At 72.9% G+C, this 26,209-nt stretch carries 24 protein-coding genes and 1 pseudogene; 15 read left to right on the top strand and 10 right to left on the bottom strand.

Annotated features, from left to right (window positions below):
* Nucleotides 1-59: 59 nt before the first annotated feature.
* From AC3CHW_RS25765 to AC3CHW_RS25745, 5 genes and pseudogenes are all read left to right on the top strand, one after another.
* Complete coding sequence (locus AC3CHW_RS25765; RefSeq protein ID WP_488468063.1) at nt 60-962, top strand: DUF4429 domain-containing protein; 903 nt, start codon at nt 60-62, stop codon at nt 960-962.
* Nucleotides 963-1,331: 369 nt separating this feature from the next.
* On the top strand, nt 1,332-2,765 hold the full coding sequence (locus AC3CHW_RS25760; protein WP_488468062.1) for a sensor histidine kinase: 1,434 nt from the start codon (nt 1,332-1,334) through the stop codon (nt 2,763-2,765).
* 70 nt (nt 2,766-2,835) lie between these two features.
* Entirely contained in the window at nt 2,836-3,516 is a 681-nt protein-coding gene (locus AC3CHW_RS25755) for a response regulator (RefSeq protein WP_459249743.1), read from the top strand.
* A 406-nt stretch (nt 3,517-3,922) separates the two neighbouring features.
* Nucleotides 3,923-5,392, top strand: a complete 1,470-nt coding sequence (locus AC3CHW_RS25750; protein ID WP_488468061.1) for an alpha/beta hydrolase — start codon at nt 3,923-3,925, stop codon at nt 5,390-5,392.
* A gap of 268 nt (nt 5,393-5,660) precedes the next feature.
* A pseudogene (locus AC3CHW_RS25745) lies at nt 5,661-6,782 on the top strand (acyltransferase family protein); the annotation flags it as partial.
* Between the two features lie 517 nt (nt 6,783-7,299).
* On the opposite strand, the gene AC3CHW_RS25740 reads toward AC3CHW_RS25745, so the two are convergent.
* Together AC3CHW_RS25740 and AC3CHW_RS25735 are read right to left on the bottom strand one after the other, a co-directional pair.
* A complete protein-coding gene (locus AC3CHW_RS25740; RefSeq protein WP_398607984.1) occupies nt 7,300-8,316 on the bottom strand; it encodes an aldo/keto reductase in 1,017 nt (338 codons plus the stop codon).
* Nucleotides 8,317-8,321: 5 nt separating this feature from the next.
* Complete coding sequence (locus tag AC3CHW_RS25735; protein WP_176161424.1) at nt 8,322-8,792, bottom strand: MerR family transcriptional regulator; 471 nt, start codon at nt 8,790-8,792, stop codon at nt 8,322-8,324.
* A gap of 255 nt (nt 8,793-9,047) precedes the next feature.
* Between AC3CHW_RS25735 and AC3CHW_RS25730 the strand changes: the two genes are divergently transcribed.
* Nucleotides 9,048-9,866, top strand: a complete 819-nt coding sequence (locus tag AC3CHW_RS25730) for a serine hydrolase domain-containing protein (RefSeq protein WP_488468060.1) — start codon at nt 9,048-9,050, stop codon at nt 9,864-9,866.
* Nucleotides 9,867-10,129: 263 nt separating this feature from the next.
* On the opposite strand, the gene AC3CHW_RS25725 is transcribed toward AC3CHW_RS25730, so the two are convergent.
* Nucleotides 10,130-10,801: a pirin family protein gene (locus AC3CHW_RS25725; RefSeq protein WP_176161426.1), complete on the bottom strand. Its 672-nt coding sequence runs from the start codon at nt 10,799-10,801 to the stop codon at nt 10,130-10,132.
* Nucleotides 10,802-10,871: 70 nt separating this feature from the next.
* Between AC3CHW_RS25725 and AC3CHW_RS25720 the strand changes: the two genes are divergently transcribed.
* The 5 genes from AC3CHW_RS25720 (at nt 10,872) to AC3CHW_RS25700 (ending at nt 15,788) form a co-directional block, all read left to right on the top strand.
* A complete protein-coding gene (locus tag AC3CHW_RS25720; protein ID WP_176161427.1) occupies nt 10,872-12,050 on the top strand; it encodes a PucR family transcriptional regulator in 1,179 nt (392 codons plus the stop codon).
* A gap of 95 nt (nt 12,051-12,145) precedes the next feature.
* A complete protein-coding gene (locus tag AC3CHW_RS25715) occupies nt 12,146-13,087 on the top strand; it encodes an ACP S-malonyltransferase (RefSeq protein ID WP_488468059.1) in 942 nt (313 codons plus the stop codon).
* A 13-nt stretch (nt 13,088-13,100) separates the two neighbouring features.
* Nucleotides 13,101-14,114 carry a ketoacyl-ACP synthase III gene (locus tag AC3CHW_RS25710; RefSeq protein WP_398611972.1) on the top strand — a complete coding sequence of 338 codons (1,014 nt, stop codon included), beginning with the start codon at nt 13,101-13,103 and terminating at the stop codon, nt 14,112-14,114.
* A 96-nt stretch (nt 14,115-14,210) separates the two neighbouring features.
* On the top strand, nt 14,211-14,459 hold the full coding sequence (locus AC3CHW_RS25705; RefSeq protein WP_176161430.1) for an acyl carrier protein: 249 nt from the start codon (nt 14,211-14,213) through the stop codon (nt 14,457-14,459).
* 66 nt (nt 14,460-14,525) lie between these two features.
* On the top strand, nt 14,526-15,788 hold the full coding sequence (locus AC3CHW_RS25700; RefSeq protein WP_488468058.1) for a beta-ketoacyl-[acyl-carrier-protein] synthase family protein: 1,263 nt from the start codon (nt 14,526-14,528) through the stop codon (nt 15,786-15,788).
* A 298-nt stretch (nt 15,789-16,086) separates the two neighbouring features.
* On the opposite strand, the gene AC3CHW_RS25695 is transcribed toward AC3CHW_RS25700, so the two are convergent.
* The gene (locus tag AC3CHW_RS25695; RefSeq protein ID WP_187064311.1) at nt 16,087-16,581 is read right to left on the bottom strand and encodes a DUF3145 domain-containing protein; all 495 of its coding nucleotides are present in this window, start codon (nt 16,579-16,581) and stop codon (nt 16,087-16,089) included.
* Between the two features lie 322 nt (nt 16,582-16,903).
* Here AC3CHW_RS25695 and AC3CHW_RS25690 point away from each other — a divergent pair, with 322 nt between their 5' ends.
* A complete protein-coding gene (locus AC3CHW_RS25690; RefSeq protein WP_488468057.1) occupies nt 16,904-17,803 on the top strand; it encodes an SGNH/GDSL hydrolase family protein in 900 nt (299 codons plus the stop codon).
* 247 nt (nt 17,804-18,050) lie between these two features.
* Here AC3CHW_RS25690 and AC3CHW_RS25685 read toward each other — a convergent pair whose 3' ends face one another.
* From AC3CHW_RS25685 to AC3CHW_RS25675, 3 genes are all read right to left on the bottom strand, one after another.
* Nucleotides 18,051-18,905 carry an EI24 domain-containing protein gene (locus tag AC3CHW_RS25685; RefSeq protein ID WP_488468056.1) on the bottom strand — a complete coding sequence of 285 codons (855 nt, stop codon included), beginning with the start codon at nt 18,903-18,905 and terminating at the stop codon, nt 18,051-18,053.
* Between the two features lie 75 nt (nt 18,906-18,980).
* The gene (locus AC3CHW_RS25680; RefSeq protein ID WP_187087610.1) at nt 18,981-19,409 is read right to left on the bottom strand and encodes an organic hydroperoxide resistance protein; all 429 of its coding nucleotides are present in this window, start codon (nt 19,407-19,409) and stop codon (nt 18,981-18,983) included.
* Nucleotides 19,410-19,511: 102 nt separating this feature from the next.
* Entirely contained in the window at nt 19,512-20,552 is a 1,041-nt protein-coding gene (locus tag AC3CHW_RS25675) for an NADP-dependent oxidoreductase (protein ID WP_398611976.1), read from the bottom strand.
* An 88-nt stretch (nt 20,553-20,640) separates the two neighbouring features.
* Here AC3CHW_RS25675 and AC3CHW_RS25670 point away from each other — a divergent pair, with 88 nt between their 5' ends.
* Nucleotides 20,641-21,084 carry a MarR family winged helix-turn-helix transcriptional regulator gene (locus tag AC3CHW_RS25670; protein WP_187064306.1) on the top strand — a complete coding sequence of 148 codons (444 nt, stop codon included), beginning with the start codon at nt 20,641-20,643 and terminating at the stop codon, nt 21,082-21,084.
* A 13-nt stretch (nt 21,085-21,097) separates the two neighbouring features.
* Nucleotides 21,098-21,718: a mycothiol-dependent nitroreductase Rv2466c family protein gene (locus AC3CHW_RS25665; protein WP_398611977.1), complete on the top strand. Its 621-nt coding sequence runs from the start codon at nt 21,098-21,100 to the stop codon at nt 21,716-21,718.
* 817 nt (nt 21,719-22,535) lie between these two features.
* Here AC3CHW_RS25665 and AC3CHW_RS25660 read toward each other — a convergent pair.
* Nucleotides 22,536-23,996, bottom strand: a complete 1,461-nt coding sequence (locus AC3CHW_RS25660) for a pyridoxal phosphate-dependent decarboxylase family protein (RefSeq protein ID WP_488468055.1) — start codon at nt 23,994-23,996, stop codon at nt 22,536-22,538.
* Nucleotides 23,997-24,353: 357 nt separating this feature from the next.
* Between AC3CHW_RS25660 and AC3CHW_RS25655 the strand changes: the two genes are divergently transcribed.
* Entirely contained in the window at nt 24,354-24,872 is a 519-nt protein-coding gene (locus AC3CHW_RS25655) for an ACT domain-containing protein (RefSeq protein WP_398611979.1), read from the top strand.
* Between the two features lie 49 nt (nt 24,873-24,921).
* On the opposite strand, the gene AC3CHW_RS25650 is transcribed toward AC3CHW_RS25655, so the two are convergent.
* Together AC3CHW_RS25650 and AC3CHW_RS25645 are read right to left on the bottom strand one after the other, a co-directional pair.
* Nucleotides 24,922-25,683, bottom strand: a complete 762-nt coding sequence (locus AC3CHW_RS25650) for a maleylpyruvate isomerase family mycothiol-dependent enzyme (protein ID WP_488468054.1) — start codon at nt 25,681-25,683, stop codon at nt 24,922-24,924.
* An 11-nt stretch (nt 25,684-25,694) separates the two neighbouring features.
* Entirely contained in the window at nt 25,695-26,189 is a 495-nt protein-coding gene (locus tag AC3CHW_RS25645) for a methylated-DNA--[protein]-cysteine S-methyltransferase (protein ID WP_398611981.1), read from the bottom strand.
* Nucleotides 26,190-26,209: the final 20 nt, after the last annotated feature.

The raw sequence follows: 26,209 nt of genomic DNA, 5'->3' as shown, positions 1-26,209 counted from the left end.
TGACGCGCGTAGCGCACCAAAGGGGGACGGGCGGGCGACCGCAACATACGATGAGCCATATGGGTGATGTGCTGGCCGGTTTTCACACGGTCTGGGAGTTCGACGCTGACTCCGTGCTCATCCGCTTCGAACGGGGGATTCGCACACCGAAGCTGCTCCAGGCGCTCGGTGAACGCCGCATCCCCTACGAGGCGTTGGCAGGAGTGGAGCTGACGCCCGGCAAGCGCGGCACGGTGGTGTTGCGCGCGGTGCCGAGGCCCGGCGCCGATCCGCTGATGGACGCGGCGGACGGGCAGCTCAAGGAGAACTACGACCCGTATCGGCTGGTGCTGCCCGCCGAGCGGGAGACGCTCGCCGAGTACTACGCGGACGAGATACGGGCCGCGCTGGGCCCGGACGCCAAGGCGCCGGCCGACACCCATCTGGTGGCGGCGCCCGCGCCACCGCTGGCCTTCAAGGCGTACGACGGGAAGGCGTCCTTCGACGGGTCGTCCGTGGTCTTCCGGTGGTTCTGGACGGGCGCGTCCTCCGCCAAGTGGAAGGCCGGTGACCAGCGGTTCCCGATCTCGGAGCTGACCGGGGTCGAGTGGCGGTCACCCGAGGTGTTCAACGGGCACCTGCGGCTGGTGGCGCGCGGCGCGGACGGGAGCGAACCGGGCGCCGCCGACCAGAACCCGGCCGCGGTCGTCTTCGGCATGGGATACGGCCTGGTGCATGACTCGCTGCCGTTCGCGGCGGCCGTCCTGGAGGCGGTGCGCGCCGCGTCCACCAGCAGCGGTGGCGGGCTGCACCCGCACGGCGCGCCGGTGCCGAGCCCGGTGGAGGCCCAGCAGGCCGCGGCCCGCCCCGACCCGGGGCACATCGCCGACCGCATCCGACACCTGGGCGACCTGCACCAGGCGGGGCTGCTGACGGACGACGAGTTCACGGCGAAGAAGGCGGAGCTCCTGGCGGAGCTGTGACGCACGGCCGCTGTGAGGCGCGGCGTGCTGTGAGGCGCGGGTGCTGTGAGGCGCGGCGTGCTGTGGTCGACGGCGCGCGCCGCCCCACGTCGAGCGGTGACCCGCTTCGGGCGCTGACCCGCGCCGGGCACTGCCCCGCATCGGGCGGTGGCCAGCGTCGGGCGCTGCCCCGCATCGGACGGTGCCCGGCGGCGCCGAGCAGCGGTGACCGGTGTGCGCGGCGCGTCTCGGCCGAGGGGGCCGGGCGCGCCGTGGCGTCGTCCCGCCGCGGGGCCCGCGCCCCGGCGGGCCGACCTCTCGGGCGTATCGGGCGTCACCGCACGTGGGGCCGCGCGACCCCGGGTGGTCAGGCCATACGCTGGGCACGTCATGTCCACCGCACACCCCTCTCCCGTACCGCCGTCCGGCGGTGACCCGCGCACGCCACTGGGGCAGCGAGCGCGTGCCGCGGCGCGTCGTGTGCTGCGCGACGTCGTGCACGATCTGACCACGCCCGCCGCACCACCGCCGGCGCCGCTCGCGCCCGGCGAACGACGCTGGCTGCGCCGGCTGCCCTACTTCCTCCTCGGTGTGCTCACGGCGATCCTGTTGCCGGTCACGGGGACGATGCTGACCAACGGCTACGGGCTGCATCCGGCGGCCTCCGGGGTGCTGGCCATCACGCAGGTCACGCCGCTGTTGCTGGCGGTGCGCCGGCCGCTCCAGGCGTGGTGGATCATCTTCCCGGCCGACGTGGTGGGCGGGTTCGCGCTACTGACGGTGCCCGACCAGGAACAGCCCTGGCCCTGGACGCCGATGGTGATCATCGGCTACCTGGCGCTGTCGCTCGCGTTGGGGCTGCGCGAGGGGCGGCGCACGCTGGTCACCGTCTGGCTGTTGAGCGGGGCGGTCGGCGCGCTGTTCGAGCTGATCTCGCAGGACCGCAGCGACGGCACCCCCGTGCTGCTGTTCGTGCTCGGCGGCATCGTGCTGCTGATCGGCGGCACGGTACGGGAGCGCCGCGACGCCCAGCGGCGACTGGCCGAGGTGGAGACGATCAGCGAGGCGGAGCGCGCCCGCCGCACGCTGCTTGAGGAGCGCGCGCGCATCGCCCGCGAACTGCACGACGTCGTGGCCCACCACATGTCGGTGATCACCGTGCAGGCGGACAGCGCTCCGTACCGCATCGAGGAGTTGCCGCCGCAGGCGCGCGAGGAGTTCGGCACCATCGCGGCGATGGCCCGCGAGTCGCTGACCGAGATGCGTCGGCTGCTCGGCGTGTTGCGCAGCGACGGCGCCGGCAACGATCCCGAGCGCATGCCGCAGCCGGGGCTGAGCCGGGTGCCGCAGCTCGTGGAGGCCACGTTGCGGGCCGGGGTGCCGGTGGAGTGGGAGATTCCGGAGGCGGTGAGCCGGCTCGGTCCGCTGCCGCAGGCCGTGGAGTTGTCGGCGTACCGGATCGTGCAGGAGGCGCTGGCCAACGTCGTACGGCACGCGCCGGGCGCCCCCACGCACGTGTCGCTGACCACGACCGGCAGTCATCTGGGCGTGCTGGTGATCAACTACGCGCCGCCCGAGCCGGCGTCTGTGCCGCTGGAGACCGCGGGCACCGGCCACGGGCTGGTGGGCATGCGCGAACGCGTGCGGCTCGTCGGCGGCACCGTGGACATCGGGCCGCTGCCCGACGGAGGTTTCCGCGTGGCGGCCCGGTTGCCGCTGGCGGCACACGGCGCGGGGGCGGAATCCGGGACGGACCGCCCGGCCGCGGGCCCCGAAGAGGTGGACATCCCGCGGACCCCCTCCCCGCCCGCCCCGGACGGCTAGTCTCCGCACGGGCCCCCGGCGGGGGCGCGCCCGGCAGAGCAGCCCGCGAGACGAAGGACCTCAGGAATACATGACCACCCGCGTGATCATCGTTGACGATCAGGCCATGGTGCGGGCGGGCTTCGCCGCGCTCCTCGCCACGCAGAGCGACATCGACGTCGTCGGCGAGGCCCCGGACGGGAAGCAGGGGGTCGAGGTCAGCCGGTCCACGCACCCCGATGTGGTGCTCATGGACGTCCGGATGCCCGAGATGGACGGGCTGGAGGCGGCCCGGCAACTCCTGTCGCCGCCGCCGGGCGTCGTGCACCGGCCCAAGGTGTTGATGTTGACCACGTTCGACGTGGACGACTACGTGTACGAGGCGCTGCGCGCGGGCGCCAGCGGCTTCCTCCTCAAGGACGCGCCACCGGCCGACCTCATCTCGGCGGTACGGATCGTCGCGCGGGGCGAGGCGCTGCTCGCGCCCTCGGTGACCCGCCGCCTGATCGCTGACTTCGCCCGGCAGCGCCCGACCCCGCGACGGGACCCCGCGCTGCGCCTCCAGGGGCTCACGCCTCGCGAGACGGAGGTCCTGGAGTTGATAGCCCGGGGCCTGTCGAACGCCGAGATCGCCTCGTCCCTCGTGCTGGCCGAGCAGACCGTGAAGAGCCACATCGGCAGGGTGCTGGCCAAGTTGGGGCTGCGCGACCGCGCGCAGGCCGTGATCTTCGCCTACGAGTCGGGCCTGGTCGCCCCCGGCGACGCCCCCTGACCTGGCCGGACGGCGGGATGGCGGGTGGCGGGACCTGGGCGGCGGAGTCCGGGCGGCGGAAGCCTGTGGCGGGCGGTTCGATCGGCCCGTCGCGTCCTCCGGTGCCGGGCCGGCCGCGTGGGCCGGCTCCGACCTGATCCCGCGTCCCGGCGCCGTACGGGCGGCCTCCGCACACCCTTTTCCTACTCCCCCGCGCCGGGCCCGGCGACCGGCCCCGTGCTCAGGTGTGCCCCGCTGACCTGGGTGTACGGGTGCGACCCCCTACCCCAGTAGCACCCGGCAATACCCCGGAGCCAACCGCGAGTTGGCTCCGGGGCATGAGGTGTCGCGACCCTTTTGCTTCCTACCTTCCCCTCGCCAGGCCGCCAGGACGGCGCGCGGCCACGGACGAGGGAAGTGAGCGGCGATGGTCCAGCGGGGGCAGCACGACGAGCGGGAGCGGTACGCGCGGGGCGCGGAGATGCTGGCCGCACCGGCCGAGGCACGGCCGGCCGCCGCCGCGGCGGCGGCCCCGTTGTCCACGGCTGGCTCCACTCTCGCCCCGCGCGCACGGCGCGGGCGGCGACGCCGCGCGGGGCGGGGCAGACGGACGCTGGTGGCGGTCGCGCTCGCGATCACCACCGTGACCGGCACCGCGGGCTGGGCCGTGGCGCACGAGCAGCCCGCCGTCACCGGCCCGCCACCGGGCGCTGCGGCCTGGCGCGCCGACGACTCGCTGGGCCGCCCGCTGCCCGACCCGGCGACCGCCTCGCCCACCGCCGTGGCCCGCTTCTTCGCCGGACTCACCAGCGCCGAGCAGCACACGCTGGCCCAGCGACACCCGCTGATCACCGGCAACCTGGACGGCGCCCCGATCACGCTGCGGTACGCGGCGAACGCGCGCGCCCTCGCGGTCGAGCGGGACCGCGAGTTGGCCCGCGCCCGGGACGGCGGGCTGACCTCGCAGGGCCGCGACCGGGCCCGTGACCGGGCCGAGCGCTATGCCGCGCTCCTGGCCGGTGACCGGCAGATCCTCACGTTCGACCCGCGCGACCGCGGCCAGGTCGCGGAGGTCTACGGGGACCTGACCCGGGCCCGCCGCGCGGCGGTCATCGTGCCGGGCTCGGACATCGACCTCGGCTCGTACGCCACCCCGACGGCTCCAGCCACGCCGCCCAGCGCGGCCACGACCACCGCCGACCGGGCAGACGCTGGCCCCGGCGACGGTGCGAGCACGCCGCCGGCCGATGCCGAGGCGGCTGCGACGCCGATCGGGATGGCCACGTCGCTGCGGTCCGAACTCGCGCGCCAGGCCCCGCACACCGGTACCGCCGTCATCTCCTGGACCGGTTACTCCACGCCGGTGGGCCTCGGCCTGGACGCGGCGACGGGCCGGCTCGCGCGGGCGGGCGCGCCCCGGCTCGACCGGTTCCTGGCGGGGCTGGCAGCCGCCGACGGCGCACCCGCCGCGCCGCCGACCGTGCTCTGCCACAGCTACGGCTCGGTGGTCTGCGGGCTCGCCGCGCACCACATCGGCCCCGACGCCTCCGACCTGGTCGTCCTGGGGAGCCCCGGCACCCGCGCGGACAGCGCGGCCGACCTGGGGACCGGCGCCAGGGTGTGGGCCGCCAAGGACGGCTCCGACTGGATCGGCAAGATCCCGCACGTCGAGTTGTTCGGCCTCGGCCACGGGGCCGACCCGGCAGGTGGCGGCTTCGGCGCCCGCCGGCTGTCCACGGCGCGCGTCGACGGCCACGCGGGGTACTTCGCGCCGAACACCGAGTCGGTGCGCAACTTCGCCCGTATCACGCTGGGCGACTTCGACGCGGTGCGCTGCGCGGTGGACTCCGACAGCACCGCCGCCGACGCTCGGGGGTGCGTCAGTGATCTGCTCTGAACGCGGAACGCCCACCGCGGCGGGACACGCGGGCACGGACCACGCGGGCACGAACGACCCCGGGGGGAGCGGCCCGGGCGCGCAGGACCCGCGTGCGGCGGGTCCGGGCTCGGAGGGCCCGGGCACGCAGGGCACGAACAAGGAGGAGCCAGGTGCGGAGGGTCGGAGCGCGGACGCGCCGGGTGCGGACGGGCCGAGTGCCGAGAGCCCGGGTACGGGCGGCTCCGGCCGCGTCCAGGCCGACGCGCGGCGGGACACCGGCGGGCCGTTGGCGCGGGCCCGCCGTGCCGCCCGCCGCATCGACGCCGGTACGCCGACCGACCGCGACCGGGCCGTCGACGGTCTGCGGGCGTTGGCGCTGCTGGCCGTCGTCCTCGGGCACTGGTTGCTGGGCGGGCTGACCCGCGGTGACGGCGGGGCGCTGGAGACCGCGAGCCCGCTGGCATCGATGGGCCAGCTCGCGCCGCTGAGCTGGGTCCTTCAGCTCCTGGGCCTGTTCTTCCTGGTGGGTGGGTACGCGTCCGTGCGCTCGTGGCGCCGGGCGGAGGCCCGTGGCGTGCGCACGGGCCAGTGGCTGTGGGCCCGGCTGGTGCGGTTGGGGCGGCCGGTGGGCGCGCTCGCGGTCGCCTGTGCGGTCCTGGTCGCCGAGCTCCACGCCGTGGGCGTGCCCGGCGAAACGCTGCGCACCGCCCTCACGCTGGTGGCACAACCCCTGTGGTTCCTGGCCGTCTACGCCGTCCTCACCGCGCTCACCCCGTACTGCGACCGCGCGGCGCGCCGCGCCGGAGCCTGGTCGGCGGTGCCGCTGCTGCTGTGCGTGGCCGCCGTTGACCTCCTGCGGTACGGGCCGTACGCGCAGTCCGTGCCCTCCGCGGTCGGGCTGCTCAACGTGCTGCCTGGCTGGCTGTTCGGCTACCAGCTCGGTGTGGCCTGGGGGCGCGGGCGGCTGGATCGGCGCGGGGCCTGGCTGCTGCTGGTCGGGGGCACGGCGCTGTTCGCGGTGCTGGTCGGCCGGTGCGGCTATCCGGCGAGCATGGTCGGCGTGCCGGGCGCCGACCGCACCAACTCGCACCCGCCGTCCCTGCTGGTGCTCGCGTTGGCCGCCGCGCAGTGCGGGGCCGCGATACTGCTGCGCGGGCCGCTGGCACGCCTGTTGCGACGTCCGCTGCTGTGGGCTCCGGTCGCGCTGATCAACCTCTCGGCGGTGACGGTGCTCTGCTGGCACCAGTGCGCGCCGCTGGTGCTCGCCGTGCCCGCGGCGTGGCTCGGTGAAGTGCCGGGCTTGGTGGCGGCGCCGGATTCGGTGGGTTGGCTGTTGCTGCGCGGTGCCTGGCTTCCGCTGTTCGCCGCCGTCCTGCTGGTCCTGGTGCGGTGGGCCCGCCAGTTCGAGCGGGGCCCGGCCGCCCAGGCCGCCGGGCCGGCGCGGCGGCCTGGCCCCGGGCGGGAGGCGAGGGACGCGCCCTCCACGCGGGAGGCCCCGCCGACGCCGCCAGCCCGGGCGGCTCAACCCGCCCGGGCGGCGCACCCCGCCCAGCCGACAGAGCCGGCGCACGGGACCGGAGGAACGCCTCCCTCGCGAACGCCGCTGCCGCCCCCGCGAACGGCGCTGCCGGCCCAGGCCAGACGGTCCGCGCCGCCCGAGCGGGAGGCGATACCGTGCCGGCCGCGCCGGCCGTAGTCCCGGTGCCGGCCGTCACCTCACCCAAGACCCGCACGACGCGCACGCCCATGCCCGAACGCCCATGCCCGAGCGCCCATGTCCGAACGTCGCTGCCCGAACACCGACCCCCGACCCGCGCCGCGTCCCGGCCCAGTTCCGGCCGGCCGCCTGCCAGGCCGTCCCCGGCCGGCTCCCCGTCAGGGGCCGTCGTGCCCCGCGAGCGCGCGGCCCCACCGGGGGGTGGCCCCTACTCCCGACCGACCGCCGTGAACGTCATGTCCGCGTAGCGACCGCCCGTGACCCGGCTGGCGATCGGCTCCAGGGCGGCGAGTTCGGCCGCGTCCAGGGTGAGGTCGGCGGCGGCGAGGTTCTCGTCCAGCCGGGAGCGCTTGCGGGTGCCCGGGATCGGGACCACCGCCAGGTCGTGCACCCGGGACCGCTGGTGCACCCAGGCCAGGGCGACCTGGGCGAGCGTCACCCCGCGCTCCTCGGCGATGCCGCGCACGGGCTCAAGGAGGGCGGCGTTGGCGGCGGCGTTGTCGCCGGTGAAGCGGGGCTGGGTGCGGCGCCAGTCGTCCTCGGCCAGTTCCTGGTCGGCGTGGACGAACGCGCCGGTGAGGAAGCCACGGCCGAGCGGCGAGTACGGCACGAAGGTGACACCGAGTTCGCGCGCCGCGGCCACCACGCCCTCCTCCACGTCGCGGCTGAACAGGGACCACTCGGACTGCACCGCGGCGATCGGGTGCACGCCGTGCGCGGCGCGCAGTTCGGTGCCGGAGACCTCGCTCAGCCCGAGGTGCTTGACCTTGCCCTCGGTGACGAGCTCGGCCATGGCACCCACGGTCTCCTCGATCGGCACGTCGATGTCGCGGCGGTGCATGTAGTAGAGATCCACGTGGTCCACGCCGAGCCGGCGCAGGCTGCCCTCGATGGACTGCCGGATGTAGTCGCGGTCGTTGCGGATCTCCTGGTACGACGGGTCGTCCTCGCGGCGTACGATCGCGAACTTGGTGGCCAGCGTGATCTCGTCACGGTGGGCCGTGACGAAGGGGGCGAGGAACTCCTCGTTGCGGCCGAAGCCGTAGATGTCGGCCGTGTCGAAGAGCGTGACGCCCCGTTCCAGGGCGTGCTCCAGGGTGGCTCGGGCCTCGGCCTCGTCGGTCGGGCCGTAGGCGTGGGACATGCCCATGCAGCCCAGCCCCTGCACGCCGACCAGGGGGCCGTCCGTGCCGAGGGTGACGGCCGCGATCTTCTCGTTGCTCATGGCGCTCAGGCCCTCTCCGACGCCCGCCGGGCGTCAGCGTAGATGTCGATCTTGTGGTCGAGGATCGCGAGGGTGCCCCGCAGTTCGGCGATGCGGCGCCGTACGTCCTCCCGGTGCGCGGTGAGCAGTTCCTCGCGTTCGGGGAAGGTGTGCTCGCCGGCGCGGACCAGTTCGGCGTAGCGGACCATGTCCGCGACCGGCATGCCGGTCAGCCGGAGCTTGCCGACCAGGTCGAGCCAGTTCAGGTCCCGGTTGCTGTACCGGCGCTGGCCGGTGTGTGACCGGTCCACGTGTGGCATCAGGCCGATCCGCTCGTACCAGCGCAGCGTGTGCGCGCTGAGCCCGGTCGCGGCGACGACCTCGCTGATCGTGTAGCGGTCCTGGCCGGTCGGCCGTGGATGTACCAGCGGCTGCGCACACGTCGTCACCGCGGCTGCGGGAGCCGTCGTGGCGTATGCGCTGTCCGTCACGGTCATGCCGTCCACCCTTCGCAGGTTGCCTGTCCCTCGCGGCGTCTTCAACGCTAGAGAGTTGGAGTGCACTCCAAGCAAGCGCCGATATTGCGAAGTCATTGCCCGCGGGCCGGTCGAGCACCCCGGCCTCCCCCGCCAGGCCGACCGAACCGGCCGGCCGAACCCGAACCGGTGGGTGGGCGGACGAGCGGGCGAGCGGGCCGGCGAGGGCGGGCCCTGTTCGTCGTGCGGCGGGGGCCGGGTCGTAGGCTCGCTGCCATGGAAAGCCTGCGGATCATCGATAACTGGCCGGTCCCCGCCGCGGCGGCGGCCGTCGTACGCGCCGATGGCACCGTGGTCGGGACGCACGGCCCGATCCGTGACCGCTTCCCGCTCGCGTCGGTCACCAAGCCGCTGGTGGCGCTCGCCGCGCTGGTCGCCGTCGAGGAGGGGGCGGTCGAGTTGGACGAGCCGGCCGGTCCGGCCGGGTCCACGGTGCGGCACCTGCTCGCGCACACCTCGGGGCTCGCCTTCGACGAGCACCGTACGATGGCCGGCCCCGGCGAGCGGCGCATCTACTCCAACGCGGGCTTCGAGGTGCTCGGCGAGCACATCGCGGCGGCCACCGACATCCCGTTCCCCGAGTACGTGCGGCAGGCGGTGTTCGAGCCGCTCGGCATGGCCGACAGCGAGTTGGCCGGCTCGCCGGCCAAGGACGCGGTCTCCACCGTGGCCGACCTGGTCGCCTTCGCCGCCGAGTTGCAACGCCCCCGCCTGGTCGCGCGGCAGACCCTCACCGACGCGACGTCCGTGGTCTTCCCGGGCCTCGGCGGCGTGCTGCCCGGTTACGGGAACCAGCGGCCGAACGACTGGGGCCTCGGCTTCGAGATCCGCGCGCACAAGTCGCCGCACTGGACGGGCTCCGCCTCATCGCCCGCCACGTTCGGCCACTTCGGGCAGGCCGGCACGTTCCTGTGGGTGGACCCGGCGGCCGGCGCGGCCTGTGTGGCGCTGACGAACCGGGCCTTCGGCCCGTGGGCCATCGAGGCGTGGCCGGTCCTCACCGACGCGGTGCTCGCCGAGTTGGCACGGGCCTGACGCCACGCGCTCACGTACGGGCCGGTGACGGCCGCCGCCCCAGGAGGGCGCGCCGCCACCGGCCCCGGGCCCGGCCCCCGGCGCGTCAACCGTCCGGCATGCCGACACGCCCGCGCCCGACGCCCCGCCACCCCACCGCACGCGACGACCGGCCGCACGCGAAGCGCCGGCGCGCAACGCCCCAGCACACGAACCCCAGCAGGCGAGCCCCAGCACGCGAGCACCGGCAGGCGCCGCCACCACCGCGGCCGTACCCGCCGGCGCTAGAAGCCGTAGTCGGGCTCCGCGTGCATCTCCCAGACCAGGAACTCCGTCTCGCCCACCGCCGTGCCCCGCAGCCCGGGCCGCTCGAACAGGCGCGCGGCGTCCCCCGGGCCCAGCGTCTCGCCCGCCAGCCGCAGGCCGCCGCGCACCACGTGGACGTAGATGGCCGGCGCGTCGGGCAACTCGGTGTGCGCGCCGTCCGCGAGCCGGCGCGGGTGCAGCACGGCCTCGGTGCGCTCCAGCGCGTACGGGGTCGCGTCGGCGATGCCCCGTACCACCTCGTACTCGGGTTCGCCGCCCCAGGCCGCGGGCGTCAGCCACATCTGCACGAACCGCAGCGGCCGGCTGCCCTCGTTGCGCTCGCTGTGCCGTACGCCGCTGCCGGCGCTCAGTCGCTGCACGTCGCCGGGGCGGACAACCGTCCGGTGCCCGGTGGAGTCCTCGTGGGTGAGTTCTCCCTCGATCACCCAGGTGACGATCTCCAGGTCGCGGTGTGGGTGCTCGTCGAACCCGGCGCCGGGCGCGAGGTGTTCCTCGTTGCACGCCGCCAGCAGTCCGAACCGCACGTTGTCCGGGTCGTAGAAACCCGAGAAGGAGAAGGCATGCCAGGTCTCGACACCCGGTTCGGCTCCGCCCCGGTAGCGCTCGTCAGCCCGTTGCACCCACGTCATCGGCCCACGGTAGCCCCTGCGCGGACCCCGTGCCCCCGCGCACCCCACCCGATAAGGCAGGCTTGTCTCCGTGCCTGAACCCGCATCCGCTACTCCGCACCCGCATCCCGCAACGCTCCGCCGATTGGAGAAGTCGTCCGGCAAGCTCGCGGCGGTCGCCATCGCCCGCATGGACGAGCAACTCCCGTGGTATCGGGCGATGCCACCCGAGAACCGCTCCTGGATCGGCCTGGTCGCCCAGGCCGGTATCGCGGCGTTCACGGAGTGGTTCCGGCATCCCGAGACGCCGCAGGCCATCAGCACCGACGTGTTCGGCACCGCGCCCAGGGAGCTGACCCGGGCGATCACGCTGCGGCAGACCGTGGAGATGGTCCGTACGACCATCGAGGTCATGGAGTCGGCCATCGACGAGGTGGCGGCGCCCGGCGACGAGTCGGTGCTGCGCGAGGCGGTCCTGGTCTACGCGCGGGAGATCGCGTTCGCGACGGCCCAGGTGTACGCGCAGGCCGCCGAGGCCCGGGGCGCCTGGGACGCCCGGCTCGAATCGCTGGTGGTCAACGCGGTGCTCTCCGGCGAGGCGGACGAGGGCGCCCTCTCGCGGGCCGCGGCGCTCGGCTGGACCTCGCCCGAGTCGGTGTGCGTGGTGCTCGGCACGGCCCCCAGCGGCAACAGCGAGTTGACGGTGGAGGCCATCCGGCGCGCCGCCCGACACGCCAAGGTGCAGGTGCTGACCGGGGTGCTCGGCGAGCGGCTGGTGGTCATCGCGGGCGGTTCCGACAATCCGCTCCAGACTGCGAAGGCCCTCATCGGCCCGTTCGCGCCCGGTCCCGTGGTCGCCGGCCCGGTGGTGGGCGACCTGGTGTCGGCGACCCGTTCGGCCGGGGCGGCGGCGGCCGGCCTGAAGGCGAGCGCGGCCTGGCCGGACGCTCCGCGACCGGTTCTCGCGGACGATCTCCTGCCCGAACGAGCGATGGCGGGCGACCCTGCCGCTCGTGAACAGCTAGTGGAGGAGATCTACAGACCGTTGAGCGAGGCGGGCTCGGCGCTCCTGGAAACGCTGAGCGTGTACCTGGAGCAGGCGAGCAGCCTGGAGGGCGCCGCCCGGATGTTGTTCGTGCACCCCAACACCGTGCGCTACCGGCTGCGACGTGTGACCGACGTCACCGGATGGTCGCCGTCTGACGTGCGGTCGGCGTTCACGCTGCGTATCGCGCTCATCCTGGGGCGGCTGACCGACGCCGGAACGTGAGTCCAGGGTTTTGTCCAAGCCCCACAATTCCCCACACGGTTCTTCGTCCCTGTCCCCACGGGCGTTCGGGACCCCGCACAAGAGAGAGTGTGAGAGTGCTCGTACTCGTCGCTCCCGGCCAAGGCGCTCAGACGCCCGGCTTCCTCACCCCCTGGCTCGAACTTCCCGGCGTTGAGGACCAGCTTCGCGCCTGGTCCACCGTCCTCGACCTCGACCTCGTCCACTACGGGACGAAGGCCGACGAGGACGAGATCCGGGACACCGCCGTGGCGCAGCCGCTGCTCGTGGCCGCCGCGCTGGTCTCGGCCCAGCAGCTCTTCCCGACCGCGGAGGACTTCTCCGCGAAGGTGGGCGTGGCGGCCGGGCACAGCGTCGGCGAGGTGACCGCGGCGGCGCTGACCGGCGTGCTGTCGACCGTGGACGCGCTGCGCCTGGTGCGCAAGCGCGGCCTGGCGATGGCCGAGGCCGCGGCGGTGACCGAGACCGGCATGGCCGCCCTGCTCGGCGGCGACCAGGACGTGGTCCTGCCGCACCTGGAGAAGCTGGGCCTGACGCCGGCGAACGTGAACGGCGCGGGCCAGATCGTGGCCGCCGGCACCGCCGAGCAGCTCGCCGCGCTCGCCGCGGACAAGCCGGAGGGCACCCGCAAGGTCGTGCCCCTCAAGGTGGCCGGCGCCTTCCACACCCGGCACATGGCGCCCGCCGTCGACGCCCTGGCGGCTGCCGCGACCCAGCTCGTGCCCGCCGACCCGCACACCCGATACGTGTCCAACAAGGACGGCCAGCTCGTCGCCGATGGCAAGGACGTCATCGACCGACTGGTCGGACAGGTCGCCAGCCCCGTGCGCTGGGACCTGTGCATGGAGACCTTCAGCGCACTCGGCGCCACCGCCCTCATCGAGGTGGCGCCCGGCGGAGCCCTGACCGGGCTGGCCAAGCGCGCGCTGCCCGGCGTGCGGCACGTGGCGCTGAAGAAGCCGGACCACCTCGAAGCGGCCCGCACGCTGATCGCCGAGCACGCTGTCCCGGCCGAATAGGAGTCCTCAGAGCATGACGTCGAAGATCAAGCCCGCCAAGGGCTCCCCGTACGCGCGCATTCTCGGCGTCGGCGGCTACCGCCCGACCCGGGTGGTGCCGAACGAGGAGATCCTCAAGCACATCGACTCGTCGGACGAGTGGATTCGTTCGCGCTCCGGCATCGCCACCCGGCACTGGGCCGGCCCGGAGGAGACCGTCGCCGCCATGTCCGTGGAGGCCGGCGGCAAGGCGATCGCCGACGCCGGAATAACCCCGGACCAGATCGGCGCCGTGATCGTCTCGACGGTCTCGCACTTCAAGCAGACCCCGGCCATCGCCACCGAGATCGCGCACCGCCTGGGCACCGGCAAGCCCGCCGCGTTCGACATCTCCGCCGGCTGCGCCGGTTTCGGGTACGGCCTGACGCTGGCCAAGGGCCTGGTCGTCGAGGGCAGCGCGGAGTACGTGCTGGTCCTCGGCGTGGAGCGGCTGTCCGACCTGACGGACCTGACGGACCGCGCGACGGCGTTCCTGTTCGGCGACGGCGCCGGCGCCGTGGTGGTCGGCCCGGCGAAGGAGCCCGGCATCGGCCCCACGGTGTGGGGCTCGGAGGGTGACAAGTCGAACACCATCATGCAGACCGAGTCGTGGGAGGTCTTCAAGGACGCCCAGGGCCGCGACGAGGTCCGCTACCCGGCCATCACCCAGGAGGGCCAGGCGGTCTTCCGTTGGGCCGTCTACGAGATGGCCAAGGTCGCCCAGCAGGCCCTGGACCAGGCCGGCGTGCAGGCCGAGGACCTCGACGTCTTCATCCCGCACCAGGCCAACATGCGCATCATCGACTCGATGATCAAGACTCTCAAGCTGCCGGAGCACGTCACGGTCGCCCGCGACGTGGAGTCCACCGGCAACACCTCGGCAGCCTCCATCCCGCTCGCCATGGAGCGGCTGTTGGCCACCGGCCAGGCGAAGAGCGGCGACACCGCTCTCGTCATCGGCTTCGGGGCGGGTCTCGTCTACGCCGCCACGGTCGTTACCCTCCCCTAGGTCCGTACGATCGACCCGCGGATCCACCGCTTCACCGCAGCCCGGAACCCTCGGGGCTGCACACCTCATCGCACAACATCGAAGGAGAGCGCCAACATGGCCGCCACTCAGGAAGAGATCGTCGCCGGTCTCGCAGAGATCGTGAACGAGATCGCCGGTATCCCGGCCGAGGACGTCCAGGTGGACAAGTCCTTCACCGACGACCTGGACGTCGACTCGCTGTCCATGGTCGAGGTCGTCGTCGCCGCCGAAGAGCGCTTCGACGTCAAGATCCCGGACGACGACGTCAAGAACCTCAAGACCGTCGGCGACGCGACGAACTACATCCTCAAGCACCAGTCCTGAGGCACCGCCTGTCGCCACCCGAGCGGTGGCGCATTCCGCACCTCTACCCGTGGAGAAAGAATTCCTGTGAACGCGACCAATCGCACGGTGGTCGTCACCGGTATCGGCGCAACCACACCGCTGGGTGGCGACAGCGCGTCATTCTGGGAGGGTCTGCTCGCCGGACGCTCCGGCGTCAGCCCCCTCACGCAGGACTGGGCGGCCGAGCTGCCCGTCCAGATCGCGGCGCAGATCGCCGTGGACCCCGGTGAGTCCATCCCCCGGCCGCAGGCCAGGAAGCTCGACCGGTCGGCGCAGTTCGCGCTGATCGCGGCCCGCGAGGCGTGGGCGGACGCCGGGTACACCGGCAAGGCCGGGGCCGAGGCGGCCGTCAACCCCGACCGGCTCGGCGCGGTCATCGCGTCCGGCATCGGCGGGGTGACCACCCTGCTCGGCCAGTACGACATCCTGCGGGAGCAGGGCGTGCGGAAGGTCTCCCCGCACACCGTGCCCATGCTCATGCCGAACAGCCCGGCGGCCAACGTCGGACTCGAGGTCAACGCGCAGGCCGGCGTGCACACCCCGGTGAGCGCGTGCGCCTCCGGCGCCGAGGCCATCGGCTACGCCATCGAGATGATCCGCAGCGGGCGCGCCGACGTCGTCGTCGCGGGCGGCACCGAGGCGGCCATCCACCCGCTGCCCATCGCCGCCTTCGGCAACATGATGGCGATGACCAAGAACAACGAGGACCCCGAGGGTGCCTCGCGCCCCTACGACACGGGCCGCGACGGCTTCGTGCTCGGCGAGGGCGCCGGCGTCGTGGTCCTGGAGTCGGCCGAGCACGCCGCGCAGCGCGGCGCCACGGTCTACTGCGAGGCCGTCGGGCAGGGCCTGTCCGCCGACAGCCACCACATCGCGCAGCCCGAGCCCTCCGGCAGCGGCATCGCCAACGCCCTGCAGAACCTGCTCGACGGCACCGACCTCGCCCCCGCCACGATCACGCACATCAACGCGCACGCCACCTCCACGCCGCTGGGCGACGTGGCGGAGCTCAAGGCGCTGCGCAAGGTGTTCGGCGACGACGTCGACCACATGGCCGTCTCGGCGACCAAGTCGATGACCGGCCACCTGCTCGGCGGCGCGGGTGGCATCGAGACCGTCGCGACGGTACTGGCGCTCAAGCACCGGACCGCCCCGCCGACGATCAACATCTCCGAGCTCGACCCGGAGGTGGACGGGGACATCGTGCGCGACGAGCCGCGCGCGCTGCCCGAGGGCACCATCGCGGCGCTGAACAACTCGTTCGGCTTCGGCGGCCACAACGTGGCGCTCGCCTTCCGTACGGTCTGACCCCGCAGCCGCCCCGCCCGACCACAACGGCCCCAGCCGACGGCGACCCCGCGGCAACGGCCCTGAGTGACGGCGGCGGCTCCGCTCGACGGCGTACGCCGAAGCGCCCGTCCGGTCTCGACGACTGGACGGGCGCTTCGGCGTTTCGGCGTTTCGGGCAGGTGACACGCGGCGAGCGGCCCACGGACGGTGTCCGCGGCGTACGGCGGGGGGCAGGTGCCCGGGCGGCCCGTGGCGCGCGCCCGCACAGCGCGACGCCACGCCCGCCTGGTCGGCCCGTGCCGCGGAACGCGTCGGCTCAGACGACCTGGTGCAGCCAGCGCACCGGGGCGCCCTCGCCGGCGTACCGGAACGGCTCAAGCTCGTCGTCCCACGGCTTGCCCAGCAGTCGGGTGAGTTCCGCGGCGAGTTCGCTCTCGCCGCGCGAGGCGCGGCCGAGTGCGGCGCGCAGCCGGTCCTCGGGGATCAGGATGTCGCCGTGCATGCCGGTGACGGCGTGGAAGATGCCCAGCTCCGGCGTGGAGCTGTAGCGCTCGCCCTCGGCCGTGGCGCACGGCTCGGCGGTCACCTCGAAGCGCAGCAGGTGCCAACCGCGCAGTGCGGAGGCGAGCTTGGACGCGGTGCCGGCCTGGCCCTGCCAGGAGAACTCGGCGCGCCAGGTGCCGGGCGCGGCGGGCTGTCTGATCCAGTCCAGGGTGACGCGCACGCCGAGCACGCCCGCGATGGCCCATTCGACGTGCGGGCACAGCGCGCGCGGGGCGGAGTGAACGTACAGAACTCCACGTGTCGTCACCGGGACCTCCAGTGCGGTTCGAGGTTCGCCTTCCCCAGCGGCCTCGCGTTCCGTACCGGCCTGAGCCCAGGACAGCAGCCATTCTGCCCCAATGATCACACCCGCACCAGCCCCCGAGGCTACCTGCAGTAAACACTACTGGGGGTAATTCTCTCGAAATGGGACAGGAAATGACGCGATGTAATCTGCCAGCACGGAAACGCATGCTCCCACGGTTGGCGCCCACCTCACACGGGCAAAGCTACCGCGCAGCGACACCGGGGGGATGACGTACCGTCGGTCTCGGATACATATCATTGCGCGGCCCGAGAGGGGAACAGCGGTGCGGGATCACGCTCAGTCAACTCGTCTGCGGCGCTCCACCGCAGCTACCGCCCTGCTGGCGTGCGCGGCGCTGCTCGCGGGGTGTACGAGCGACTCCGGCGAGGCCGGCGCCAAGAGCGCCCGGTCCGGGGCCAACCGACCCGCCGCGAAACCCACTCCGACGTGGGACCCCCGACCGAGTTCGATCGCCTCGGTCGGTGACTCGATCAGCCGCGGCTTCGACGCCTGTTCGGTGCTCTCCGACTGCCCGGAGGCGTCCTGGTCCACCGGCATGGACGTGGACAGCCTGGCCCGGCAACTGCTGCCGAACCCGCAGCGGCGCACCTGGAACTACGCCAAGACGGGCGCGGTGATGGCGGACCTGCCGGCCCAGATCAGCGCCGCCACGGCCAAGCGGCCCGAGTTGGTCACCGTGCTGATCGGCGCCAACGACGCCTGCCAGGACACGGTCGCCCAGATGACGCCGGTGGCCGACTTCCGGGCCGACTTCGCCGCCTCGCTGAGCACGCTGCGCCGCGCGCTGCCCAAGACGCAGGTGTACGTGGCGAGCGTGCCCGACCTCAAGCGGCTGTGGTCCGAGGGCCGCAAGGACGCGGTCCGGCGCCAGGTGTGGAAGCTGGGCATCTGCCCCTCGATGCTGCGCGACGCGCAGTCCACCCACGAACGGGCCAACGAGCGGCGCGACCAGGTACACCAACGGGTGCGGGACTACAACCAGGTGCTGCGCGAGGAGTGCGCCAAGGTCATGCTCTGCCGCTACGACAAGGCGGTGCACGACTACCGCTTCACGAGTGACGAGCTGAGCAAGTGGGACTGGTTCCACCCCAGCAAGGAGGGCCAGCAGAAGCTGGCCGCCCTGGCCTACACCGAGATCACCCGCCGCGACGGCAGCGCCTAGCCCGGCCCCGGGGCCGCCCCGAACCACCCCAGCGGGCGTACGTCACAGGGGAGTTGCTCCGCTCCCCCAGCTCCGCCCCGAGCGCGGACGCCCCACGTCCGAGCACGGTCACCCCGACGAGGGCGGACGCCCCAACGAGCACGGTCACCCCGACGAAGGCGGGCGCGCCACCCGTACCGGGTCAGCGCGGGGCGCGGCAGGGTCAGCCGTACGGGTCACGTCGTGTGGCCCGAACGCGCCGCGCGACTCAGCCGTACGGGGTGGGCCCGCCGGGGCCGTGCGGCGCGCCCGTACCGGCACCGCCCGTACCGGCACCGCCCGTGCCCGCCGTGGCCTCGCCCGGGGCCGGTCCGTCCTCGGAGGTCGGTTCGCCGAGCAGGTCGCGGGCGAGCAGCGTCGCCCCGGCCACGGCGCCCGGCATCACGATCACGGCGGCCAGCGGCACCAGGAAGAGCAGGGTCAGCGGCACGCCGAAGCCGAGGACGAGCAGCTTGCGGGAGCGCAGCAGCCGCAGCCGTTCGGCGAGCGGGACCCGACGGCGGGCGAGGGCGACGGCGGCCAGTTCCTCGGTGAGGAAGAAGCCGGTGACGCAGAAGCCGATGGCGGGGATCGCGGTCTGCCCGATCACGGGCAGGAAGCCCGCGGCGAACAGCACCGTGCCCCACAGCGCGACGCGCACGAGAACGGCCGTGCTCTCCCGCGCGGAGATGAGCAGTTCGCGCCAGAGCGGCAGCCCCGACGAGGGGACGTGGCCGTCGATGGCCAGGTCCACGCGTTCGGAGAGCGACTCGTAGAACGGCTGGCCCACCAGGAGCGTGACGGCGGTGAAGGTGATCAGCGCGAGGAGCAGGCAGCCGCCGAAGAACAACACGGCCAGCGCGCCGCGGAAGAGGCCGAGCCAGGGCGTGCCCCAGTCGTCGGCGAAGGGCGTCAGCCAGGCGATGACGTCGTCGGTCCACCAGCCGAGCGCGATCAGCGCGGCGACGTACCCCACCAGGGTGATCAGGGCCGGCACCATGCCCAGCCCCCACGAGCGGGGGTGGCGGGCCACCCAACGCTGACCCTTCATCAGATAGCCCAAGCCGGCCGCCAGATCTCGCATGGGCGCAGCTTAGGCGGTGGCCGGTCGGTTGATCGTCGGGGGCCCTGGAACCCCGCGCCCGCCGGGGCCGTGGCGTCAGTGGACCGCGAGCGACACCTCGATGTTGCCGCGGGTGGCCCGGGAGTACGGGCAGACCTGGTGGGCCTTCTCCACCAGGTCCCGGGCGGCGTCGGCGGTCACGTTCGGGATGTGGGCCGAGATCTCGACGGTGAGGCCGAAGCCGCCGTCGGGCGTCTTGCCGAGGCCGACCCTGGCGGTGACGGTCGAGCCGGAGACGTCCGCCTTCTCGCGCCGGGCGACGACGCCCAGCGCGCTCTGGAAGCAGGCGCTGTAGCCGGCGGCGAAGAGTTGCTCCGGGTTGGTGCCCGCGCCGCTGCCGCCCATCTCGCGCGGCGGGTTGACGGTGACCTCGAGCTTGCCGTCGTCGGTGGCCACGCGGCCGTCACGGCCGTTCTCCGCGGTGGCGACGGCGGTGTACGCGACCTCGACGGGTTGGACGGACATGGGTGCTCCTCCTGGGGGGCGTCACGGCGCACGCCGCGACGGGGGGGGTCGTACGGGGCCGAGCGCCTGCCCGGGCGGTGGGCCCGGGCAGGCGAGCGGGGGTCAGTCGCCGAGGCTGACGATCATCTTGCCGACGTTCTCGCCGCGCAGCATCCCGAGGAAGGCGTCCACGGCGTTCTCGATGCCGGGCACCACGGTTTCGCGGTGGCGCAGGCTTCCGTCGCGCAGCCAGCCGCCGACCTCGTTCAGGAACTGGGGGCGCAGGTCGAAGTGGTCCGAGACGAGCAGGCCCTGGATGCGCAGCCGCTTGCCGACGATCAACGGCAGGTTGTGCGGGGCCGGGCTCGGCTCGGTGGCGTTGTACTGCGCGATCATGCCGCAGGCGGCGACCCGGCCGTGTACGTGGAGGGAGTCGATGGCCGCGGCCAGGTGGTCCCCGCCGACGTTGTCGAAGTAGACGTCGATGCCGTCGGGGGCCGCCTCCCTGAGCTGCTCGGCGACCGGGCCGTTCTTGTAGTTGAAGGCCGCGTCGAAGCCGTACTCGTCGAGAAGGAGTCGCACCTTCTCGTCCGAGCCGGCGCTGCCGATGACCCGCGAGGCTCCCTTGAGCCGGGCGATCTGGCCGACCTGGCTGCCGACCGCGCCCGCGGCGCCGGAGACGAAGACCGCGTCGCCCTCCTGGAACGCGGCGGAGCGCAGCAGGCCGGCGTAGGCGGTGAGGCCGGTCATGCCGAGCACGCCGAGGTAGGCGGAGAGCGGGGCGGCGTCCGGGTTGACCGCGCCGGTGTCCTTGGCCGCGACCAACGCGTACTCGCGCCAGCCCAGGCGATGCGTGACGTGGTCGCCGGGCCGATACTCGGGGGTGTCGGGGCCGACGGCGACGACGACGCCGACCGCGCCGCCGTCCATCGGCTCGTCCAGCGCGAAGGGCGGCACGTACGACTTGACGTCGTTCATACGGCCGCGCATGTAGGGGTCGACCGACATGTGCGTGTTGCGCACCAGGATCTCGCCCGGTCCCGGCTCGTCGATCGGGATCTCGCGGAGTGCGAAGTCGTCCGGCGTGGGCCAGCCCTTCGGGCGGGCGACGAGGTGCCAGGCGCGGCTGGTCGCGGGGAGGCCGGTCGGGTGGGTGACGGACATGCGGCGGAACCTCCAGTTATTTCAGGTGGTGAAACAACCATGCACATCGATATTTCATGATGTCAAGCAACGCGGTACCCTGACTCGTATGGCCCCACGCATCGACCCCCTCACCTTCGAGGTCATCGAGCTCATCGGCACCGTCGTAGCGCGCTACCACGAGGAATACGAGCACGCGGCGGCCCAGCACGCGCTGACCGGCGCGCAGGCCAGGGTGCTCGGGCTGCTCGCGCGTGAGCCGATGCCGATGCGCCGGATCGCGCAGCAGCTCAAGTGCGAGCCGTCGAACGTCACCGGCATCGTGGACCGCCTCGAAGGCCGGGGCCTGGTCGAGCGCCGCCCCGACCCGACCGACCGTCGGGTCAAGCTCGCCGCCACCACCGAGTCGGGCATGGAGACCGCGGTCCGGTTGCGCGGCTCGCTCGACTTCGCGCGAGAGCCCCTGGCCGGCCTCTCGCACCAGGAACGCATGGTGCTACGTGATCTTCTGCAACGGATGCTGGAGATCACCCCGGAAGAGCCCGCTGAATAGTTAGGTTCGGACCATGAGCGATCAGACCACACGCCACTCCGTTGACTTCTACTTCGACCCGGCCTGCCCCTTCGCCTGGATCACCTCCCGCTGGATCCTGGAGGTCGAGCAGCACCGCGACCTTGACCTGCGCTTTCGCGTCATGAGCCTGTCCGTGCTCAACGAGGGGCGGGACGACATACCCGAGCGCTACAAGGAGTCCCTCGCGCGCAACTGGGGCCCGGTCCGGGTCTGCATAGCCGCGGCGCAGCAGCACGGCGAGGGGGTGCTGCGCGAGCTGTACACGGCGCTGGGCACCCGCATCCACAACGAGGGCCGCCAGGTGGACCGGAAGCTGATCGAGGAGGCGCTGGCGGAAGCCGGCCTGCCGACGGAGCTGGCGGACGCCGCGGACTCCACCGCGTACGACGAGGCGCTGCGCAAGAGCCACCACGAGGGCATGGACCCGGTGGGTCAGGAGGTGGGCACGCCGACCCTGCACATCGACGGCGTCGCCTTCTTCGGTCCCGTGCTGACCGCCATCCCCCGTGGCGAGGAGGCCCTGCGGGTCTTCGACGGGGCCCGACTGCTGGCCGGCTACCCGAAGTTCTTCGAGCTGAAGCGCTCCCGCACCGGGGAGCTGGACTTCTCCTGAGACCGCCGCGCGGGGCGGTGGCGCAGCGGCGATCCAGCCACCACGCCACCGCCCCGCGCGCCGTATCCCTACCTCGCCGGCCTGCGTGCCGTATCCCTACCTCGCCGGCCCGCTGCCCGCGCCGCGCCCCAACGCCGGCGCGGGCGACGGCAGTTCGCCGTCGCCCGCCCTGCTCCCGGCTCCCCGCGGGGGCGAACTCGCTCGCGCGGCGGCGCGGGTGGCGACCGGTTGGCCGTGGCCGCCGCGGTCGCGATCCGCGCGGGGGGTGGCGTCCCACCGCCGCGCGGCACCGGGCCACCTCGGCCACGGTCGCGGCGAGCGCGCCCGCGTCGGGCCGCTCGCCGCCGTGTTCGACGGCGCGGCGGACCGCTTCCGGCCGCGTCGCGCCGACCGTTTCCGGCGCGGGTCTGTCGCCGGTCCGTCGCATGTCTGTCGCAGGGCGCGTCGTTGCGCTCGGCTGCTGAGCCTGTGGGTTTCGTTCGGGCCGCGTTCTCGACCGAGTGGCTTCCGCGGCCCGATCGCACGGCACTCGCTGCGGTCATGCGCGCCGGGGATGCCCGCCGGCGCGTGGGACAACGCTGGCCGCGACCGCAGCCCGCTCTCGTTCGCCGGGCCCGCAGGCCCGGCCCCCGCACGCCGCTGACGCCCGCCGACTCCCCACCGGTGGCGTCCTGTCGCGTGCGGCGTGCGTACCGCGTACCTCATCTCGCGCCTGCCGCGGCCGGCAGGCCGCGGGTCCGACACCGCAACGGCGGGCCGACGGCGGGGCGGTCGGCGACCGGAGCGTGCCGGTCCGGCTCCTTGCCGTGGCCGCTCGTCAGCCGGGGATGCCGACGGCGGTACGGGCCTTGTCCATCTCCTCCACCAACGCGGCGACGTCGGCGGCCTCGGTGCGGTAGCTCGTGATGCACAGCCGCAGCGCGGCGCGGCCGGAGAGGCGCACCGGACTGATCCACGCCTGCCCGCGCTCGACCACCTTGTCCGCGACGGCCGAGTGCCAGGCCCAGCTCTCCGCCGGGCTCAACCGCGCGTCGACCGCCGGGTCCACGACGCACACCAGGGGCAGCGGCGTGTCGTTGATGCGGTGCCAGCCGCTCTCCTTGGCGCGGACGGCGAGCAACCGGCCGAGCGCGGTGTCGCGTTCGACCTGGGTGGCGTAACCGTCCTGCCCGGTCACGGCCAGCCCGAGGAAGACCTTGAGGCCGATCAGCCGGCGCGACCACTGCACGCTGTTCGTGTAGGGGTCGCTGCCCACGGTGTCCGCGGGCATGTACGAGGTGCTGACCCGGAAGCTCTCCGCGACCGCCTGTGGGTGCTTGCTCAGGAACATGCCGGCGCCCATCGGCGCGGACATCCACTTGTGCGCGTCCACGGTGACGCTGTCCGCCTGCTCGATTCCGGCCAGCATGGGGCGCAGTTCGTCGGAGAAGGCGACCGTGCCCGCCCAGGCCGCGTCGACGTGCAGGTGCGTGTTCCACTCGGCGGCGCACGCGGCCAGCTCGGGCAGCGGGTCGAGGGCGCCGCCGCCGGTGGTGCCCGACGTGCCGACGAGCAGGAACGGCCGCATGCCGGCCGCGACGTCGGCCGCGTGCAGCCGGCGGAGTTCGTCGATGTCCATCCGGTAGCTGTCGTCGACCGGGACCAGTCGCACCGCGTCCCGGCCGAGGCCGGTCATGTGCGCGATCTTCAGCCAGGCCAGATGGCTTTCGGCCGAGGCGTACAGCACCGGCTGGCCGGGAATGGCCGCCAGGCCGCGGTCGGCGTACTCCGGGAAGTGTCGGGTGAGCGCGATGAGCACCGCGCTCAGGTTGGCCTCGGCGCCCCCGGTGGTGAACGAACCGGCCACCGGCGACGGCAGGCCGAGCCGGTTGGCCAGGAAGCGCAGCACGTGCTGTTCGATCTCGACCGCCGCCGGCGCGTGGCTGTACGCGGCGAGCTGCGGGTTGAACGCCGCGGTGAGCAACTCGCCCGCGACGCCCCACCAGTGGGGGGTCGGGTTGAACAGCCCGAAGTAGCGGGGGTGGGTGGTGTGGACGCCCCACTGCGTCAGCCCCGTGGCGACGTCGGCCAGCACCGACTCGGCGGAGTGGGGCGTGGAGAAGTCGTACTCGCCCACCCACTTGCGGATCTGGTCGCCGTCGAACGACACGGGCGCCACGGGCCCGTCGGCCACCCCGTCCGCGTGCTTGCGCACCAGGGTGACGGTGGTCTCCAGTAACTCGTCCACCTGCTCCGGCCCGATGTCCAGGGGGCTCGGCCTGCGGAGCCAGGACTCCATTAGGTCGGCAGAAATAAGATCACTCATCATCGCCTATCTCGTCTTGAGAGTGCGCGAATCGCGCGGAAAGTGGCACGGGATATTCCCCGGCACCGAAAATGTACAACCAATAACGGCCGCTGCCAAGAGGTGGTTTTCAAAAGGGGTGCCGCATCCGACACTCCCGACATCTCTATGCCGCCGCGGGGTTCAGGAGAATTTACTCGGCCCAGCACTTGAAATGACGAGAAGCGGGGTAGGTACCCTGTGACCCTCATCGGTCGAATGCGGCAGAAGGAGTGGCGCATTCATCCAGCTCAAGTCCCCTGCATTTTCGACCCAGGCACCGCGGTTGCTGACACGGCGAAAGGGAGCACAGTGGAGCAGGCCAAGATCACCGACATCGCACAGGACCGGTCCGAGGCGAAAATAACCCTCATCGGCGTTCCGACCAAGCCGAGCGTGACTGGTCAGATATTGCGAGCCCTCGCTGTTTCCGGGCTCGTCGTTGGCACGATTTCCCAAAGCACGAACCGATCGGCCGACGATCGTATCGATATCACCTTCACCGTCCCGAACAAGTTGGGCTGGCGGGCGATGACGCAGTTGATGAATCTGCGTACCGCCTTCGACTTCGACGACGTTCTCTTCGACGACCACATCGGCAGGGTGCTGCTGCGCGGATTCGGTATGCGGGCGGACCCCGGCGTGCTCGCCAAGTTCTGCGAGACGCTGGCACGTCACCGGATCAGCATCGATCTGATCACCACCTCGGAGCTCCAGATCTCGGCGGTCTGCCACGATTCCCGGTTGACCGAGGCAGTGCGCGCGCTCAGTGCGGCCTTTCAACTCCCGGCTGTCTCGGAGCCGAAGGTCCCCGCCGGGCTAGGACGATAGGAAGCCTTCGGGGTGCGCGTCTTCCTGGCCCCGGATCGCGGTGGTGGGTTCAGTCCGTACACAGGACCCGCACCCGGTCCGGGGCGCCGTGCGTGAGGGGCAGCGGCACCCTGCGCCACAGGCCGAGGTAGAGGCGGTCGGCCGGGCCGCTGAGCAGGACGTCGGGATGGTCGTCGGCGGCCTGGTGGCCGGTGGTGAGCACGGTGTCCACGGCGCCGTGGTCGATCGTGACGGACCACCGCGCCCCCTGTGCCTCCTCGTCGGTGGTACGGACGACCGCCGTCCAGCGGGCGTCGGCGATCTCCTCGCTGCGCAGCGGCAGTTGGACGTCCAGGATCTCGCCGATGCCGTCCAGGCAGGCCCGCGTCGGCAGGGCGCGTTCCCGGCCCAGCGCGTGGTGCGCGTCCCAGGCGTGCACCAGCGCCTCGTGGGCGATGCAGCGCGGCCAGAAGTCGAGTCGCTGGGGCGCGCGCGACCAGTTCCAGACGTGGGTTGCCGGGTCCAGCGCGCGCAACTGCTTGACCATGGCGTGCGTCTGGTCCGCCGCCCACCCGGCGACCTCGGCGTCGGGCCGCGGGGTGGCGTCGGTGAACTCGGGCTCCGGGCCGGCCGCGTCGATGACGGCGTTGACGAAGTACGCGATGTTTCCCACGTGGTGTACGAGGTCGCGCAGCCGCCATCCCGGGCAACTGGGCACGGTGACGTCCAGGTGGTGCGCCGAGATGTCGAAGAGTTCCGCGGTCCACTCCTCGATGAGGCGCAGATACTCCTCATCGGTGAAACATCGCTGCTTGGGGGAGGCAGCAGTCATCGGGCGCTCTCCTAGAAGAGGGAGTCAGCTTGGTTTTCGTGGTGGCGCAACCAGCGCTTGATGTCCAGGCCCCAGGTATAGCCACCCAGGTTGCCGTCGGTGCGGTGCACGCGGTGGCAGGGAACGAGAATTCCCACCCGATTCACCGCGCAGGCGCGACCGGCCGCGCGCGGCGCCTTGGGAAGCATCTCGCTGTAGGTCATCGTCACCCCCGCGGGCTGATTCCTCAGACGTTGCCAGGCTTCCTGCATCAGGGTCGTACCGGGTTGGCGTACCTCGACGGCGTCAATGGCCGTGAGATCGCCGTCGAAATACGCCCGCAATGCCGCCGCCGCGGCGGTCGGCTCGCGCCGCGGTGAAGTCGGCTCCTGCGGAATCCGCAAGGAGTCGAACAGTTCCTCGGACGTACGGGAGAATCCACACACCGCCACCGCGCCGTCCTCGTGACTGACGATCACCAACGGCCCGACGGGGGTGTCCAGCACTTCGCTGCCTAGGGTTTCCATCGCTCCATTACCACTGTTCC

The organism is Streptomyces sp. MGP-BFMKR1, assembly GCF_057766585.1.
This window is presented reverse-complemented; position numbering and strand designations above follow the sequence as displayed.